The organism is Sarcina sp. DSM 11001, assembly GCF_900101015.1.
In the GTDB taxonomy this organism is placed as follows: Bacteria; Bacillota; Clostridia; order Lachnospirales; family Lachnospiraceae; genus CAG-791.
Window position 1 is genome coordinate 23,805 of the sequence record NZ_FNFZ01000006.1, and the last position, 18,504, is coordinate 42,308.

Below are 18,504 nucleotides of genomic sequence, written 5' to 3' on the forward strand. Positions count from 1 at the left end.
GAAGACCTGGCGCAGGTGCGTGTCGGCATGACGATAAGCATGACTGCTCTTTTTTCGGGGGTCCGCATTGGAACACAGTGGACTCCCGCAAAATATAAAGTGTTTATAGTGTTCCGGAAAGTGGGGTAATTATGTTTCAACCGTTAAAGGGTGTAAAGGTTATCGATCTTACCTATTTTGTCGCAGGTCCCGGCGCAGCCAGGATCCTCGCGGACTGGGGCGCGGATGTCATCAAAGTCGAGCCCGGATTCGGTGATCCCGGACGCGGGACCGGCGCTACGATGTCCTGCCCGACCAAAAAGGACTGCAACCCCTTCTACACGATCTACAACATGAACAAGAGGGGCATCGCCCTCAACCTCAAGAAGGAGGAAGGCAAGGCTATCCTGGACAAGATCCTTGAGACGGCGGACGTTTTCGTGAGCAGCTACAGGACTGGAGCTTTGAAGCGCCTGGGCCTGGACTATGACTCACTGAGCAAAAAATTTCCTCATCTGATCTGGGCACAGATCAACGGATTCGGCGATTTCGGCCCTGCCAAAGACAATGCCGGTTTTGACACGGTCGCTTTCTGGGCCCGTTCGGGCGCAATGATCGACCTCACGGAAAAGGATACCAGCCCGATCAATCCTCTGATCGGCTTCGGCGATGCTACGACCTCCTGCTCACTGGCAGGCGGGATCTCCGCAGCTCTCTACCAGAAGGCACAGACCGGCAAGGGCTGCAAGGTCATGATCTCTCTGTTCGGTCAGGCGATCTGGAGTGAGAGCGCGGGTATGGTCTCCGTCCAGTACGGTGATGAATATCCCAAGACCCGTCTCAATCCCGGCAGCCCCGTCATGGACACCTACTGCAGTTCCGACGGCAAATGGTTCTATATGAGTATTCTGGAACCCGACCGCTACAACAACAAGCTGTTTGAGGAACTGGGACTGACAGATCTGATCGACAATCCCGACTTTGCGACAGCGGTCGGATCGAAAGCCCACTCCGCCGAGTTGGTCAGCATCCTGGCCCCTGCTTTCGCAAAGCACACCATGGAAGAGATCGAGGGAATGTTTGCCCGCGCGGATATCGCCTACGATCATGTCCAGCATCTGAGCGAAGTCGTCAACGATCCTCAGGCTCTGGAGAACAAGTATATCGTTCCCTTTGCCAACAATGACGGGACTGTGACAAAGCAGCCCACGACTCCGATCCGTTTCACGCTCACCGAGCCTGAAACCGTCGAAGACATCGCCCCCACTCTGGAGCGCCAGGCGCCCATGATCGGCGAGCATACCATTGAAGTGCTCAAGGAGTATGGATATGCGGATGACGTGATCCAGAAATATATTGACGATGGCGTTGTGACCGTGACAAAATAAAATAGAATTGTCAAAGCAAACCGGGTGCCTGTGAACCAAATATCACACAGTTTTTCGCAGGTATCCGGCAGCGCGCGATGGGAACAGCGCTTAGTTTTTGGTTCCTCGGAAGGGAGGTAGAGATTTAAATGGCAATCATCATGACAGAAGACCAGAAGGCAATGGTCGAGCTTGCGAAACAGTTTGCGGAGGGAGATATCGCTCCGTATTCTCAGGAGATGGATGAAACAGGTCACATGCGTCCCGAGATCGTCGCCAAAATGGCTGAGTTGGGTTTCATGGGCATCAATATCCCTGAGGAGTACGGCGGAGCCGGTCTGGACGAGGTCACCAAGATCCTGGTCATCGAGGAGATCGCAAAGGTCGACGCATCTGTCGCCGAACTGCTCTCCGTGCACACGCTGGTCAGCGACATTATCATGAAACGGGGCAACGAGGAGCAGAAAAAGAAATATCTTTCCCTCGCCAGTTCCGGCAAGGTCGGCGCCTTTGCGCTGACAGAGCCCGGCGCAGGTTCCGACGCGGCAGCCGCCAAGACCAAGGCTATTGCTGACGGCGATGACTATGTCATCGACGGCACCAAGTGCTTCATCTCCAATATGGGACAGGAGGAAGGCGACTATGTCGTTCTGATCGCCCTGACAGAGCCTGAGAAGAAGACAAAAGGCATGTCTGCCATCATCGTTGACCGCGGCACACCCGGATTCACTGTCGGAAAGACAGAGAACAAGATGGGCCTTCGCGCAGCACCGGTCTCGGAACTGATCTTTGAGAACTGCCGGGTTCCCAGGTCCAATCTCCTCGGACAGGAAGGCAAAGGCTTCATGATCGCCATGGCAGCTCTTGACGGCGGACGTATCGGCATGGGCGCCCAGGCAGTCGGTATCGCGGAAGCTGCCATCGAAGCAGCTGTGAAGTACTCCGGCGAGCGTATTCAGTTTGGCAAACCGATCAACGCAAACCAGGGTATCCAGTGGTATCTGGCCGACATGGCTACCACGACAGAAGCGGCAAAGCTTCTGGTCTGGAACGCTGCCAACCTCCGTCAGAACGGTTTCAACATCAACAAGGAAGCATCGATGGCGAAGTACTATGCTTCTGAGAATGCTGTTGCGGTCTGCAACCGTGCCCTTCAGATCCACGGAGGCTACGGCTACATGAAGGACTACGCAATCGAGCGGATGTACAGAGACGCCCGTATCGTTCCTCTTTACGAGGGCACCTCCGAAGTTCAGAAGATGGTCATTTCCAGGGCTGTCATCAACGGCTGACGCCCTTTTTCGTACAGGACCTCCTTATCATTTCCGGACTTGTTTATGAGTCCTGGAAAGATAAGCAGGACAGTGAGATTTCGACTGGATAAGTTCCTCTCTCTACACCGTGCACACGGTCTGCTTATCCCAGGTTGGAACAGCTGTAGATCAAAATCGAAAGATCAGTGAGCACAGGGGAAAGTCCCGGGAAACCGGGGCTTTCCCTTTTTAACGGCATGGAAGTAGTTTTGCAACCGGTTTCTTATTTGTGTATAATAATGATGATTACAGATTTTTGAAAACACAACCGGCTCATTCTCGAAACTTCAGTCATGAGTTATCCGGTTTTCAAACAGGAGATTAGTTGGAATTCAGGAATTGGTAATATGAAAAAAATCCAAATAATTATCGATTTGGAGCGGACAGGAAAGAGACTGAAGGCTATAGCTGTACAAAAAGGATACAGTGTTAAGAGTATTCAAGAATATCTGGGTCTGTCCTGTCCTCAACCGATTTACAGATGGTATAAGGGAATGATCCTCCCTTCTGTTGACCATCTTCTGATGCTGAGTGAGCTTTATCAAGTGCATATGGAAGATCTGCTGGTAAAGAAAAACATTAAGTTAAACATGAATATTGAGGATCGTGAGGAAAAGTCAGATATTATTTCAGATATGAATTTTACAAAAAGAACCCTTCGCCTTCAGGCGTACTTCTTAAAGCTGTATGCTTAAAATTCATTGGATTAACCGTCCAATGACAATTACAGTTAAACCTCCTACGATTGATTCGAACACGGTGTTAAGAATCCGGTATCTTTAAATCATGAGGAGGCAGACACGAATGACAAGAGGAAAAATCATTTATCTTGACAGTGATCAAAAAGCATACAGTACAATCGAATTTAATGGAGATATGTATCCTGAAGGACATGGAGATGAAATCCTCGAGAGATTTGAGGAGAATTATTTTACAAGTTTCACAGTTTATGAAAACTTTGTTTTCAGGTTTAATAAAAGAAACTTCGGTTATCCGGAAAAACTGATACACTCCCTTTCCTGCAGCCAGACCGGTGTTATTGATGTAACAGGAAACTGGACAGATTACCTGTATATAATTAATGAGTCCACCCAAAAATGGATCATATTGGACGAGGAGGGAACTAAGGATCTTCCTGACCAGACATTGGGAGTTGTAAGTTTTAAAAGTGTAGAGAATGTAATACAGAAGAAATCGGAATCCGTATCGGATCAAACCAGCGTAGTATTACATCGATCAGAAGAACCCGCATTTGTATCGGAATCAGCACCTTTCAGGAAGGCAGTGAGTAATAATCCTGCGATTGGTACGCCGTATGATGATGCATACCGTACACTGCTTAACGACTGTGAGCGCCTTATTATCCCTGTCATCAACGAAGTGTTTGGAAAAGATTATCGGGGAGACGAAAGGATTATCCATCATCCGGATATTCATTTTATTAACAGACAGGATGGGACTGAAGAAAAACGCATCACAGACAGTATCTTTACAATTTCCAGTAAAACTGATGAAAAATACCTTATGGAGTGTCAGTCTTATGGGGACAGCAGTCTGCTCGTCAGGATTTTTGAGTACATCACTCAGGAAGCGATTGATGGCAGTGAAATGTCAGGGAGTGTGCTAAAAGTTACTATTCCGCATGCGGGTGTACTTTTTCTTAGAAGCACTGGGAAAACACCTGATCAAATGAACGTTTTCATTGTAACGCCTGGAGGAAACTGTTCTTTCGATATTCCTGTGATGAAGATACAGTCTTATTCCATAGATCAGATTGTCAAACGAAAACTGTATTTCCTGTTGCCGTTTTATATTTTTAATCATGAAAAGTATTTTTCTGAATATGAAAAAGATGAGAAAAGTCGTTCATCTCTTCAAGGTGAGTACATAAGAATTATGGAGTTGTTGGATCAGGCGGTAAAAGAGAAGGAGATTTCTTATTATTACCGCCGCACAATTATTGATATGATGAAAAAGGTTTTGGACAACATAGCCAGAAATTATGAGAATGTTAAAGAGGAGGTGAAGAAAATCGTGGGCGGTGAGATTTTGGAGCATGAAGGTAAAACGATCTATAACGAAGGAAAAGAAGAAGGACACATTGAAGGAAAAGCAGATGGAGAAGCACTGGTATCTAAACTGATGAGTATTTTGTTTAAAGAGAATAAGATTGAAGATGCAAAAAAGGCAGCGGAAGACAGTAACTATCTCCATCTTCTGTTAAAACAGTACAACATTGAGTAGAAGTATGTTTTGTGGTAATAGTCTCACTAGTAAAAGACCATGGAACCCTAAAACTTTCGCTGAGTCATTGAGTGACCGGAAAAACACAGCAGAGACTGCAAATATTGCATTATTGTATACAAATTTCCATTGACTTCCCTTCCAAGACGTGTATAATGTGTTTTAGAGCAAAGGCGCTTGAGGAAACAGAATATCCGTTTCTTCGGGTGCCTTTTTTTGTTTTTTCGGCGTATCCTGTGTCTGACTGGAGGATCTGTACATGGTAGCTGCAAATCAGGACTATCTCAAGCTCCCGGGGAGCTATCTGTTTTCAACAGTGGCAAAAAAGACAAAAGCCTATACGGACGCGCATCCCGGGGCGCGGATCATCCGTCTCGGGATCGGGGATGTGACCCTGCCGCTCCCGCAGGCTGTGATAGAAGCTCTTCACCGGGCAGTGGATGAGCAGGCAGACGCGGCGACATTCCGCGGGTATGCACCGGATCTGGGCTATGATTTTCTGCGGGAGACCATCGCGGAACAGGATTTCCGTGCGAGGGGCTGCGATATTGCGGCAGACGAGATCTTTATCTCAGACGGAGCCAAGAGCGACTGCGCGAATATCCAGGAGATTTTTGAAAAAGACGCCCGGATCGCTGTCTGTGATCCGGTCTATCCGGTTTATGTCGACAGTAATGTCATGGCCGGCAGGGCCGGGACTTATGATGCCGGAACACAGATCTGGAGCCGGGTCCTCTACATGCCCTGTACAAGAGAGAACGGCTTTGCGCCGCAGCTTCCGGATGAGGCACCGGACCTGATCTATCTGTGTTTTCCCAATAATCCGACCGGCGCCGCGGTGACAAAGGATTTCCTGCAGGAGTGGGTCGACTACGCCAACCGCATCGGTGCTGTCATCCTGTACGATGCGGCCTATGAAGCCTATATTTCAGAAGAAGGGATCCCCCATTCGATCTATGAGTGTGAGGGGGCCAGGACCTGCGCCATTGAGATGCGCTCTTTTTCCAAAAACGCGGGATTCACCGGGCTGCGGCTGGGCGCCACGGTCATCCCCAGGGATCTCAAGGACAAAAACGGACAGGCCTTCCATCCCCTCTGGGCGAGGCGGCACGGTACAAAGTATAACGGTGCTCCCTATATCGTCCAGCGCGCAGGCGAGGCCTGCTATTCTCCGGAAGGAAAGAAGCAGATCGCGGACATGATCGGGCACTACATGAAAAACGCCCACTATATCCGCGACAGCCTGAAATCCTTCGGCTATGAGGTCTCCGGCGGTGTCAACTCGCCTTACATCTGGCTCCGCACACCGGAGAATATGACCAGTTGGGAGTTTTTTGATCATCTTCTTGAAAAGGCCAATGTCATCGGCACACCCGGCAGCGGATTCGGCCCGGCGGGCGAGCATTATTTCAGGCTGACCGCCTTCGGTACCTATGAAAACAGCGTGGAGGCGATGGAGAGGATCCGGAAGCTGTAAATCCGGAGAAATCGGGTAAATTCGCCATTAGAATGTTCTGCATAACGTATTTTTATAAAAATATTAAAGACGAGGTCGAGGAGCATAAATGAGTAATTGTGTAATTGTCGGTATTAACTGGGGAGATGAGGGAAAGGGCAGGATGGTAGATCTGCTGACCCGGGGGTATGACCTTGTCGTGCGCTATCAGGGCGGCGGAAACGCCGGACATACTGTTGTGAATGAAAAGGGAAAATTCGCCCTCCATCTGCTACCTTCCGGCGTATTCAGGAGCGGTGTCACCAACATTCTCGGGAACGGAGTCGCCTTTGATCCTGAGAACCTCTGGAAAGAAATGGAGGAAGTGCGTTCAAAGGGTGTGGAGCTCACACCGGAGAACCTGAAGATCAGCAGCAGGGCGTCCCTGCTCCTTCCCTGGCACAGGGAGCTGGATGCGCTGGAGGAAACGCGTCTCGCTGACAAGCAGTACGGATCCACGAAACAGGGGATCGCGCCTTTTTATTCCGATAAATACCAGAAAAAGACCGTTCTTGCCGGTGAGCTTTTTTATCCTGAGGAACTCAAAGATCATCTGAAGGATCTGATGGAGTGGAAGAATCTGACGCTGACAAAAGTATATGGAGCCAGACCCTGGACGATGGAGATGCTTGAGAAATGGATCCATGATTTCTGCGAGCCCGTCAGACCCTTTATCTGTGATACGGCGGCCTTTCTGGAGCAGGCTGTGGAGGCAGACAAAAAGATTCTGTTCGAAGCGCAGCTGGGCGCTCTCCGGGACCTGGACTACGGCATCTATCCCTACACGACCTCTTCCAATACATTGGCGGCCTATGCGCCGATCGGCTCAGGCCTGCCGTCTGCCCGGATCGATGAAGTGATCGGTGTAGTCAAAGCCTATTCCACCTGCGTGGGCGAGGGACCGTTTGTCTGTGAGATGTTTGGAGAAGAAGCTGAAAAACTCCGCGAAGCCGGCGGGGAATATGGAGCCAAAACAGGCAGGCCCCGCCGCGTGGGTCCTATTGACCTTGTCGCCACCCGTTACGGCGTCAAAGTGCAGGCGGCTACGCAGATCGCCCTGACGAAACTGGATGTGCTCAGCTATATGGACAGGATCCCTGTCTGCGCCCGGTACCGGATAAACGGGAAGGAGACGGACCGTTTCCCCTTCCCCACCGAGCTGGATAAGGCTGAACCCGTGATCACCTGGATGGACGGCTGGAAATGTGATATTTCCGGAGTCAGACACTGGGAGGACCTGCCGCGGGAAGCCAGGGACTACGTGACCTGTATTGAAGAGGCTGTCAAGTGCCCCGTGACTTATGTGTCCGTGGGACCGGAGCGGGACAGTATAATTTTCAGATGATCCTTATTTTGACAGCATTCATAATTTCAATTTCCCATGAGAAAGAGAGAATATGAAAATGAAACTATGAATGCCGACAGCAGTAAACCATGAACAGTGAAAAACGTCCTGATAAAAGGGCGTTTTTTATTTCCATTTATTTCTTTTTTATTTTCAGGCTCTTGAGGTATTCCTTCTGCTCCGGCGCGATGCGGTAACTTTCCACGGCTTTCTGGATCGCTTTATTGTGTGTCCAGACATCCAGTCTGCGGCCTTCAATGTACGGCAGTACAGCATCATACTGCTTTGCCAGGGCAGTAGCGAAATACCAGGCGGTCATCATGTTTACATAGTATTCTTCTGACCGGATACCGGAGACCATTTCCGGATATGCCCTGTCGAAATCTTCGTTCAGGAAATGCTCCATCAGCATCCCGACCGCAAAACGGATCGTGTAGGTCTGGTCAGAGCATATCCATATTTTTACAGGATTCAGCAGCTCCTGCCGGTGCTTTTTAAACACCTTCGGCGACAGCTGGTCGCAGGTCGCCCAATTATCTATATAGGGCAGAAAACGACTCACTTCTTCGATGCATTTTTCATAGTCCTTCATTTCTGAAAGAATGAAGGCGTGAAGCTGATTTTCGTCAAAATACTGATGGGGCAGATCATCCAGAAAAGCGGAGATATCGTCTCTTTTGATCAGCTTTTTTGCGTATTTTCTGAGTTCCGGAGTCCGCACTCCGATGATGGAATCCGCGGCGGCGGTCGGGATCAGCTTTGCCTGAAAATCCCGGTATTTTTTATCCTGAAGCAGGAACAGGTCTTTTCTGATTTCTTCTGTCAGCATGGGTACTCTCCTTGTCAAATGGATCCTTTTATAAATATATTGTAATACAGATTTGCCGGATTTAAAGAAGAACAGGCTTACATTTCAGATTGCCTTTAAATTCAGGTGTTCTGTGCGACTTCCAACGAAAAACCAGAAAAACCATTATTCCAAATCAGTTGAGTCAAGGGTTTTTTCGTGTTACTCTGACACTGCCGGTCAATTGTAATAATACAGTGCTTAGTGAGGCTGTTTGAAAGCGGGGAGAATACCCATAACAATCGAAAATGAAAAAAAAGAAAAAGAAAAAAAGCGCGGCGGGAATCATTGAACAGTCGAATCCCATGCCGCAAAATCCCGCGGCGGATCTGGAGACCTATCTGAAAAGCAGAATGAACGACCTTCCCTGCCGGGATCTGATCAGAAATATTTCCGTCAGTGAAAGCGGGGACGGGAAGAGCCTGAATGTGACGATCGTTCCAAAGTGCGGAGAGGCCGTCTCTTTAGGGACGCTGAAAATAAGCCTGGAAAACGTGAACGGATCTCTGTGGAAGAGAAAGAAAAAAGATGCCTGGGCTGGTCTGAAAGGGTATCGTCCCAAAGTTGATCCTAAACTCTCCGGGAGGATCCTGGAGGAGGCAAATGCCTGTCTGACCGCCTGGAGGGAGGACCACCCCTTCTCTGACGAGTTGAGATCCGACCTGTTTTCTCAGAAGGCTTACGGATTTTTGAGTCCGGGGAAAATCAATACACTTCGTTTCCTTGCGGGAGAGAAGGTGCTCACCGGCCAGCGGACGGAGGTCCTTGCGGATGCTGTCCATATGGAGTTTAACGGGATCCCTTATAAGGCGGTCTGTGCTCTCCCTGCAGGGACGATAAAGTTTACACTCTCGAAAGCAGACTTTCTCCTGCATCAGTTTGAACTTGTGCGGAAGGAGATCCGGACAAAAGAAGCGATCGGCGGGTACCTGACAGAAAAAGGGATCCCCGGGGAGGTGCAGTATGCGGGGAAACCGGGGACCTTCTGTCTCTTATTTGATTTTGCCCTCAGCAGGGAAAAGGAAACCGTCACTGTCGGGACAGCCTTCCGGAGGATCGTGATGACCGCCTACAGGAATGCCAGGGACAGGGAGAGACAAAGGGAAGAGAAACTTGAAAAGTACCTGAAGACATGCCCCTGGTACGGGACTTTTGTGGCTCAGGCCGTCCTGACAAGCCTGGAAGAAAACAAAAAGCGGCTGACCAGAGGGCAGCTTGTCAATCTGCTGAGAGGTGTGAATGTCTCTGCCGATTATGTTTTTGGAGAATACTCTGGAAAGTATAACCTGATGCCAAAGTCCGAAGTCAGAGAGGTCGTTGACTGCCTGGTCCGGTTCGGCATCGTCGGCGAATGGCGCGTACACGGGGAATATCAGGATTACTATACCTGTTTTGTCACACCGGAGGGGAAGTTTTTTGAACGCCTGCAGAGTGAAGCAGTCCCGAAGAAGAGGCCGGTCACTGAACAGGAATATCATCTTGTCTTAACAGCTGTGAGGGAAGATATCCCGAGGCTTGAAGATAAGGAGAAGCAAAAGCTCCTGCAGGCGGCCGTAAGCATGCGGAGCCTCTTTTTGACCGACCCGGAGCTTATTCTGGACTGCGTAGAGCAGATGGGAGAGCCCGCGGCAGAATACCTGCGTGACCAATACAAAAACGAAGAGACCAGGACGGATAAAAGGATCCTGAAGCTCCTGCTCAATGCCGCCTCCGGAAAGGGCAAAGAAGTCCCGAAAAACGGCCTGGATGCCTTCCGGGAAAGGAACGAGAAAAAACGGCGGAAAAAGGAGGAAGAGGAGAAACGGGACAGGGAGCTGTTCCAGCTGGTCCTGACGGAGATCCCTGACAATTATGTCGATCTGTATCCCGCCGCCCGCCTGATGCACAGAAAATTTGTCCTCCACATCGGACCGACCAATTCGGGCAAGACCCACGATGCGGTCCAGGAGCTGATGCGGGCAGATAACGGGATCTATCTGGCCCCGCTCCGTCTCCTTGCCTACGAGCAGTATGAGCGGCTGAACCGCGCGGAGTGCCCCTGTTCCCTGGTGACCGGCGAGGAGCAGTTTCTCATAGACGGGGCCAGACACCAGTCCTCCACCATCGAGATGGTCAGCTTAAAGACCCGCTACGAAGTGGCAGTGATCGATGAAGCGCAGATGATCGCGGACAGGTCCCGCGGCGGCGCCTGGACAGCGGCCATCATGGGAGTCTGCGCGGATACAGTGTATGTCTGCGCGGCCCCGGAGGTGGAACAAAGACTTGTGGAGATCATCAAAGACTGCGGAGATGAATATAAAGTCGTCCACCACAGGAGGATGACGCCTCTTGAATACGAGGAAGAAAAATTCATCTTCCCGGACGATGTAAAGCCGGGGGATGCCCTGATCGTCTTTTCCCGGAGAAATGTCCACGCCGTGGCGGCTCAGCTCTGGAAAAAACACGTCAGCTGCAGCATTATCTACGGCGCTCTTCCCTATGACGTGCGGCACAAACAGGCGGAGCTTTTCGCTGCGGGCAAGACCGATGTGGTGGTCGCCACAGATGCCATCGGCATGGGCATGAACCTTCCCATCAGACGTGTCGTCCTGATGGAGACCGTAAAATATGACGGCTTTGAAAGGCGTTCCCTCACCTATGGGGAAATCAGGCAGATCATCGGCAGGGCGGGAAGATACGGCATCTACAATGTCGGATATGCAGCAGCTGCGGATGACGGTGAGAGGGTAAAAAAGGCTGTCCATAAGCGGCTTGACCCTATCGGGGAAGCGGTGATCGACTTTCCGGAGACACTCCTCACCGTTGACGCCACCATCCTCGAACTCATCAAAAAATGGGAGCAGGTCATTCCGGCAAAGGGCTGGTGCAAAGAGTCCGTCGAGCATATGCACCGTATGGCGGAAATGACGGAAGACCTGAATGCCCCCAAGCACCTGGCCTATGATTTTCTGACGATCCCCTTTGAAGACGAAAACGGAGAGCTTCTGCAGATCTGGCTGGATATTTTTGAAAAAGAGGTGCGGGGAAGAGAATACAGCATTTTTGATCAGGCCGCCGCAGTCGAACTGAAAAGCCCCTCCGCTGCTGATGCCATTGACGCGCTTGAACAGCAGCACCGTGTCCTGGATCTGTATTACGCCCTGGCCCGCAAGTTCCAGCCCCTTGAGAGTACACTGGAATATATCATGGAAAAGAAAAGAGTCTGCTCTGAAAGGATCATGAAGGTGCTCGCAAAGCGGGGGTTCAGGGAAAAGAGGTGCAGGATCTGCGGCAGGCCGCTCCCCTGGAACCACCCCTACGGGATGTGCGGCCGCTGCTGGGACAAGAGGATGTGATCTTACAAAAAAGGTTACAAAGAAGGTTGCAAATAATGTGGCTCGAGTCCGCTGTTTTTGGCCTGGCTGCCTTTTTTCCGGACAGGATCAGGACAATACACAAGCTTCATGCCGGTGATGATAGAGGATGCCCGGATGCGGCCGATGCGGATGAGGTAGTCGATCTTGCACCGGGCGGCGTAGCGGATGGGTTCCCGGTAGATGGGATTTGAGGGGAGCAGATCCAGGCCGTACATGACGGAATCGACGAAGTCATCGTATTCCTCCGGCCCGTTCAGCAGTTCCATGATCTCGTCGCAGATGCGATGATAGAGCCGTATATTCTGTTTCAGCAGACCGCGGATATCGCGCCCCTCGATGACTTCCATGTGCGCCAGGGCATAATAGGGATAAGGCTCTTCTGCAAGGAGGTTTTCTAATGTTCTGAACTGATCCTCCATGTATTCGCAGTAGGGCATGCGGGAATGTGCCGCGAGATAAGGCGAAAGAATGGTGTCACCGGCACAGAATACACCGTCCGGTGTGAGGAAGCCGAGATGGCCGATGGTATGGCCATAGAGCCTGTGGATGGCAAAAGTAGTCCCCATCAGAGTGATCTCAGTACTGTCCTCCGGAATCACCTCAACGGAAAAATCCGCTGTCTCCCGGATGCGCTCGAGTAGATCAGGCAGCAGATTCCCCAGATGAGCCGCCAGGTTCTCGATCGAGGCGACAGATTCGATCTCCGAGGGATTCGCAAAAAGGCGCGCCCCGAAAGCCTCAGCCAGTGCCCGGCTGTTCGCGATGTGGTCGACATGCAGATGGGTGTGGAGGACGGCATAGACAGAGACCCCATGCTCCCGAAGGAAGGGGATCAGTTCCGGGTCGGGATCCGTACCGGAATCTATGAGGACGATGTTTTTTTCGTCCAGACGATAGGTCACTATGAGCGCCTGCCCGGAGAAAAAATAGCCTGTATTCCCTTTGATCTGATGCCATTCACGGGGCATGCAGCCTCCCTTCAGCCTGAGTGTTTCAGACGCTCCTGATCATTTTATTTGCCGTATTTGTCTTTACCGGCTAAATGATGCGCTTTTGTGATATGCTTATTTTCGTAAAAATAATGCGGTAAAGATAATGATTTCAAGATTGTATTGTAAACCAGGCCAGCCAAAGATACAATGGTATTATCGTCTGTATACTGCCCCTTTCAGCGGGCGCGGGGATAAGGGAAGGAATTTGGACCGGCTTATAGCGCAAACCGTTTTACATCGTGAGAAGGAAGGTCTGAAGGAATATGGCCTATTGTGAAAACTGCGGCGCAAAGCTGCCGGAACAAAAAGAGGGACCGGGTCAGGAAAAACAGCCCGGAGAGGTGCATATCAAATGTCCCGCCTGCGGATATATCCGATGGAAAAATCCGGGGCCCTGCGTGTCGGTCCTGGTCGTCCGCGAAGGACGTGTCCTGCTGGGCCGCAGAACAGAAACGGAGACGGATATCATGCCCGGAAAGTGGTGCCTTCCCTGCGGTTTTATTGAGTGGGGAGAGAGCTATTATGATGCGGCAAAACGGGAAGTCCTCGAGGAGACAGGCCTCACAATCCAGCCTGTCAGCATCATCAACGTAGTCACCAATCACTTTGGCCCGGGTACTTTCGGAGACCAGTACCCCGCAAAAAAATATGAGTCCCTTGTCGTAGTCCTTCTGGCTGTTCCTGTTTCAGGTGAGGAAAGGGCTGGAGATGATCTCACCGAGGTCGCATGGTTCCCTGCGGAAGGACCGCTCCCGGAAATGGCTTTTCAGGCAGATCTGCATACCATCGGTCAATACAGGCGGTGCGGAGACCGGTTCGGAATCTTTTTTTCAGATACGGAGAATGTCTTTTGGGAATGAAGGGATCCGGGCCGGTGATTTCCAAAGGAAGATTTCTGTTTCAGACAGGGAAAAAATAGACGTAAAATTATGAAGTTATCTCTTTACAGTGCCTATGGAGTAAGAAGATGGGAGAGGCCAAATCCCGCCCGGAGGGAAAACATTACACCTTTTTTCAGAATACGGAATGCGAGTTTTTCCCCTGTCATAAAACACAGGATCCGTCCCGCTTTAACTGTCTGTTCTGTTACTGCCCGCTCTACGCATTGGGAAAAAGATGCGGCGGCAATTTCCGCTACACAGACCGCGGGAACAAAGACTGTACAAACTGCCTGATCCCCCATGTGCCTGAAAATTACGAGCTGGTCACAAAGAAATATTCTGAGATCATGGAGGTCGTCCGCAGAGAGGACAGGAGACTGCCCTGAAGAGCCGCAGCCCCCGGATGTTCGGGGACGGAGGCGTCTCTCCGCTCCCGGCGAGGGGATTTTGGGTATCCTCCCTAATGACCCGGGGACAAAGGAGTACACCGGCAGGTCAGGGGACGGAGGGATAACCCGATAAAGATGCGAAAACGATAGTATTACAAGAACAAGTAAGACTGTTAATATTTAATAAATTGAATATGTTTACAGGTGCCCGGTTTTCCCCGTGCAAAGCGTACGCGGCCTGAACTTCTTAAAGTCATTGCAGGGTCATTGAAGGATCATTGCAGGGTCATTGAAGGATCATTGGAGGATCGATCGTTGCAGGATCGTTGAAGGATCATGGGAGGATCATTGCAAGGATCATTGCAGAATCATCACAGGATAAGCAGGTTCATGTTCAGGGCGGGGGAAAAGAGGGTGAAAAGGGAAACGGGTGAGAGTCCCGTGCTGTCCCGCAACTGTGAAATGGTTGTTTTTTCGATTATGCCACTGGCGGAAATTCTGCCGGGAAGGGGAAAAAACAGACCGGACCTTTCAGCGTGTGAAAGCATATTGAATTTTAAACCGGATATAGCAGAAGGCAGTTCAGAACTGAATCCGTCTCTGCTATCCGGTCTCAAAGAAAATGCTGAACAGGTTTGGAAGCCATGAGCCAGGAGACCTGCCTGTAAACGGTCGTCTATGGTTACGGAGTATGACCGGAGGACGTGTGGAATGATCAGGGGCAGGTATGCCCCTCCTTTCCGTGTGCTGCCGGGACATGCCCTGTGTTCGCATAGACCTGTTTATCGGTAAAGATCCTGAGAGAGTTCTGAATGGATTTATACCGGAGACAGGACAGCGCTTTACTCATGACTATTTGCACAGGAGCGCCGCAAACAGTCCATGCAGCATAGAGAACGCCATTACTTACAGCGTGTTGTTATTCTATTTCAAGAGCGTTCCGGAAGGGAGTTTTTTTATGAATAAGAAGTTGGCGGCAATCGTACTTGCGGCTGTGCTGGCAGGTTCTATGATCGCCGGCTGCGGAAGCAGTTCGGGAGGCGGTACAGCCTCTTCGGGATCCGGAGAGCCGGCAGCCGCAGAAGCGGAAGCTGAAACCGGAGGAGAAACGGAGGAGGAAACTCAGACTGTCGATGCAATCGATACTTCCGCTGCAGCAGTGGAAGATGTTGCGGAAACGGCTGCTTCTGTGGAAGCGGCGACAACAGTATCTGAAGCTGCCTCAACAGCTGCATCCTCAGCGGCGGAAACGGCAGTGGAGACTGACCCTGTGGCGCAGGCTGCTGCGCTGATCGACGCGATCTATGTACAGGAACGCACAGAGACAACGGACGCGGACATCGAGGCCGCCCGCAATGCCTGGAACGCGCTGACCGATGAGCAGAAGGCTCTGGTGGAAGGCGAAGACGCGGATCCCGATTACTTTGGCCGCGACACGGGCGACGCGTCCCTGGATGATCCCCGCAACGGAGATGAGATCGGCGAGAACGAGCTCCTGGTCGTGAGCTTCGGCACCTCTTTCAATGAAAGCCGCGCAGAGGACATCGGCGGTATCGAAAAGGCACTTCAGGAAGCAAATCCTGACTGGTCCGTCCGCAGAGCATTTACAGCTCAGATCATCATCAACCATGTGCAGGCCAGAGACGAGGAAGTGATCGACAATGTCGACCAGGCACTGGCGCGCGCGAAAGCAAACGGAGTGAAAAATCTTGTCGTCCAGCCCACTCATCTCATGCATGGAGCGGAGTATGATGAACTGATGGCCGCTCTGAAGGCCGTGGAGGGTGATTTTGAGACCATCCGTGTGGCGGAGCCCCTTCTGGGCCAGGTCGGTGAAGACGCATCTGTCATTAATGAAGACAAGGCCATTGTTGCCCAGGCTGTCGCAGCCACTGCAGCCGCGGAAGCAGGCTATGAGGGTGAAGATACCGCCGCAGCTCTTGCAGCAGCCGCAGAGGATGGCACTGCTTTTGTTTTTATGGGCCACGGCACCGCTCATGTCGCCAAGGTCTCCTACAGTCAGATGCAGACACAGATGAATGAACTGGGCTACAACAATGTCTTTATCGGCACCGTAGAGGGTGAGCCGGAGGAGACTGCCTGTGATCAGATCATCGAGAAGGTCAAGGCAGCCGGCTTTAAAAAGGTCATACTTCGGCCTCTGATGGTCGTGGCCGGCGACCATGCAAACAATGACATGGCTGGCGACGAGGAGGATTCTTGGAAGAGCATGTTCATGGCGGATGGAAGCTTTGATCAGGTCGACTGCCAGGTCGAAGGCCTCGGCCGCATCCCCGAGATACAGGCTCTTTATGCAGCCCACACAGCAGCCGCTCTCGCTTCTGATCCCACAGCCGGAACAGCTGTTTCCGGTGCGGCGGAAGACGCGGGCGCAGCCCTGGAGGACGGCACTTACACAGCAACCTTCACTACTGACGGCAGCATGTTCCATGTCAATGAAGCCTATGACAACAAGGGGACACTTACTGTCGCGGACGGGCAGATGACGATCCACGTCAGCCTTGTTTCCAAAAAGATCGTCAACCTCTTTTTGGGTACTGCTGAGGAGGCCCAGGCGGAAGGCGCTGCCCTCCTCGAGCCCACGACCGATTCTGTCGAGTACGCGGACGGAACAACGGATGAAGTCTATGGCTTTGACATTCCCGTGCCCGCCATTGGTGAGGAATTTGACTGCGCTCTTGTCGGCGAAAAGGGGAAATGGTATGACCATAAGGTCATGGTGACAGATCCCGTGAAGGCGGAATAATGTGAAAGCGGAATGAAAATGACATGACGGTATGAGCGGATGTTCTGGTTTTGTCATGTCCTGGCTGGAATAAAGGATAAGCAGCTGGAATTTACAGGGGTGTTCCGGATGCACTGCATCTGGAACACCCCTTTATTAGGCTGACGAGATCTTTAAAGTCGAAGAAAGGACATTTGGTCCGGAGAGCAATCTTTTGATCCGGAGAACAATCTTTTGATCCGGAGAACAATCTTTTGATCCGGAGAACAATCTTTTGGTTCGGAGAGCAATCTTTTGGTCTGAAGAGCCGGAGATTTATTCAGGAAAGAACTGGTCGATCCGGATCAAAATCATTTAGGTATCTTGCTTGGAGGAAATAATGATCGATATTGCCGAACGGCTGGAAGACGGTCTGCTCCGGTCTGCACTCCGCGGGATCCGTCCCGCGGATGAAGAGGCGGCAGCCCGGTGCCGGGCGCGTTGGAACTGCATCGCCAAGCCGCTCTACGGGCTGGGCGTGCTGGAGGATCTGGTCGTGCGGATCGCCGCCGCACAGGGAACGGATCAGGTGGATATCTCCCGAAAGGGGCTGGTCGTTTTCTGCGCGGACAACGGTGTTGTCGACGAGGGTGTGAGCCAGACCGGACAGGAAGTGACAGCCATCGTGGCGGAAAATTTCATCGACGGGAAGTCCTGCGCCGCGATCATGTGTAAGCGGGCAGGTGCCGATCTGTACCCTGTTGATGTGGGCATTGCGGTTGACACGCCGCGCGTGGAGAAGAGGAAGTGCAGGCGGGGCACAGCCAATATGACAAAGGGTCCCGCTATGACGCGCGAAGAGGCCGTTTTCGCAATTGAGGCGGGCATCTCTAAGGCTCAGGAACTGGAGGAAGCCGGCTATCGGATCCTGGCGGCAGGTGAGATGGGGATCGGAAACACCACGACCAGCGCTGCCGTCACGGCGGTGCTTCTGGGGATGGATCCGGCAGAGGTGACCGGCCGGGGCGCCGGCCTTTCTGATGAAGGTTTGCGAAAAAAAACCGATGCCATCCGCCGTGCCATCGACATCAATCGGCCGGATCCGGAGGACCCGCTGGGCGTCCTGTCAAAAGTGGGCGGCTTTGATATCGCGGCCCTGACCGGCCTGTTTCTGGGAGGGGCATCCCTCCGCGTGCCGGTCGTTATTGACGGGGTTATCTCCGCTGTGGCTGCCCTTATCGCCGCGCGTCTGGAGCCTTCCTGCCGGGATTACATGCTGCCCTCACACATATCAGGGGAACCCGCCGCGATGGCTGTGATGACTGCCCTTGGATTGATACAGGAAGAACAGGAAACAGAACAGGGGAAATTGTTCCGGGAAAAAGAATTCGGGAAAAAGGGACCGGGCCCCGCTGTTTCTCCAATTCTGCATGCGGGTATGCACCTCGGGGAAGGCACCGGTGCTGTCGCCCTGTTTCCCCTGCTTGACATGGCTGTCGACATTTATTACAAAATGGATACTTTCGAAGGAATCGCGGTGGAGCAGTACAGAGACTACGATGCGGAATAAT

13 protein-coding genes and 1 riboswitch are annotated in these 18,504 nt (G+C 51.6%); of the genes, 11 read left to right on the forward strand and 2 right to left on the reverse strand.

Going from position 1 to position 18,504, the window contains the following annotated elements; genetic code table 11:
* The first annotated feature begins 131 nt into the window (after nt 1–131).
* The 6 genes from BLT02_RS04235 to BLT02_RS04260 all read left to right on the forward strand — a co-directional run bounded on the left by BLT02_RS04235 (nt 132) and on the right by BLT02_RS04260 (nt 7,743).
* On the forward strand, nt 132–1,367 hold the full coding sequence (locus tag BLT02_RS04235) for a CaiB/BaiF CoA transferase family protein (RefSeq protein WP_092991916.1): 1,236 nt from the start codon (nt 132–134) through the stop codon (nt 1,365–1,367).
* Nucleotides 1,368–1,495: 128 nt separating this feature from the next.
* Nucleotides 1,496–2,638: an acyl-CoA dehydrogenase family protein gene (locus BLT02_RS04240; protein WP_092991918.1), complete on the forward strand. Its 1,143-nt coding sequence runs from the start codon at nt 1,496–1,498 to the stop codon at nt 2,636–2,638.
* Between the two features lie 368 nt (nt 2,639–3,006).
* Nucleotides 3,007–3,354, forward strand: coding sequence for a helix-turn-helix domain-containing protein (locus BLT02_RS04245; RefSeq protein ID WP_092991920.1), 348 nt, complete (start codon nt 3,007–3,009; stop codon nt 3,352–3,354).
* 109 nt (nt 3,355–3,463) lie between these two features.
* Nucleotides 3,464–4,903 carry a hypothetical protein gene (locus BLT02_RS04250; protein WP_092991922.1) on the forward strand — a complete coding sequence of 480 codons (1,440 nt, stop codon included), beginning with the start codon at nt 3,464–3,466 and terminating at the stop codon, nt 4,901–4,903.
* Nucleotides 4,904–5,162: 259 nt separating this feature from the next.
* Nucleotides 5,163–6,380: an LL-diaminopimelate aminotransferase gene (locus BLT02_RS04255; RefSeq protein WP_092991924.1), complete on the forward strand. Its 1,218-nt coding sequence runs from the start codon at nt 5,163–5,165 to the stop codon at nt 6,378–6,380.
* A gap of 88 nt (nt 6,381–6,468) precedes the next feature.
* Complete coding sequence (locus BLT02_RS04260; RefSeq protein WP_092991926.1) at nt 6,469–7,743, forward strand: adenylosuccinate synthase; 1,275 nt, start codon at nt 6,469–6,471, stop codon at nt 7,741–7,743.
* Between the two features lie 136 nt (nt 7,744–7,879).
* Here BLT02_RS04260 and BLT02_RS04265 read toward each other — a convergent pair whose 3' ends face one another.
* Complete coding sequence (locus tag BLT02_RS04265; protein ID WP_092991928.1) at nt 7,880–8,572, reverse strand: DNA alkylation repair protein; 693 nt, start codon at nt 8,570–8,572, stop codon at nt 7,880–7,882.
* Between the two features lie 266 nt (nt 8,573–8,838).
* Between BLT02_RS04265 and BLT02_RS04270 the strand changes: the two genes are divergently transcribed.
* Complete coding sequence (locus BLT02_RS04270) at nt 8,839–11,925, forward strand: DEAD/DEAH box helicase (RefSeq protein WP_092991930.1); 3,087 nt, start codon at nt 8,839–8,841, stop codon at nt 11,923–11,925.
* 14 nt (nt 11,926–11,939) lie between these two features.
* Here the strand turns inward: BLT02_RS04270 and BLT02_RS04275 are convergent, their stop codons facing one another.
* A complete protein-coding gene (locus BLT02_RS04275) occupies nt 11,940–12,914 on the reverse strand; it encodes an MBL fold metallo-hydrolase (RefSeq protein ID WP_092991932.1) in 975 nt (324 codons plus the stop codon).
* A gap of 287 nt (nt 12,915–13,201) precedes the next feature.
* Here BLT02_RS04275 and BLT02_RS04280 point away from each other — a divergent pair, with 287 nt between their 5' ends.
* The 4 genes from BLT02_RS04280 to cobT all read left to right on the forward strand — a co-directional run bounded on the left by BLT02_RS04280 (nt 13,202) and on the right by cobT (nt 18,503).
* Nucleotides 13,202–13,798 (forward strand): NUDIX hydrolase, encoded by a 597-nt coding sequence (locus tag BLT02_RS04280; RefSeq protein WP_092991934.1) that lies wholly within the window; start codon nt 13,202–13,204, stop codon nt 13,796–13,798.
* A 107-nt stretch (nt 13,799–13,905) separates the two neighbouring features.
* Nucleotides 13,906–14,205: a cysteine-rich small domain-containing protein gene (locus tag BLT02_RS04285; protein WP_092991936.1), complete on the forward strand. Its 300-nt coding sequence runs from the start codon at nt 13,906–13,908 to the stop codon at nt 14,203–14,205.
* Between the two features lie 370 nt (nt 14,206–14,575).
* Nucleotides 14,576–14,889: riboswitch (cobalamin riboswitch) on the forward strand.
* Nucleotides 14,890–15,166: 277 nt separating this feature from the next.
* Nucleotides 15,167–16,975, forward strand: coding sequence for a sirohydrochlorin cobaltochelatase (locus tag BLT02_RS04290; protein WP_347474892.1), 1,809 nt, complete (start codon nt 15,167–15,169; stop codon nt 16,973–16,975).
* Nucleotides 16,976–17,333: 358 nt separating this feature from the next.
* Nucleotides 17,334–18,503, forward strand: coding sequence for a nicotinate-nucleotide--dimethylbenzimidazole phosphoribosyltransferase (cobT, locus tag BLT02_RS04295; RefSeq protein WP_092991938.1), 1,170 nt, complete (start codon nt 17,334–17,336; stop codon nt 18,501–18,503).
* Nucleotide 18,504: the final 1 nt, after the last annotated feature.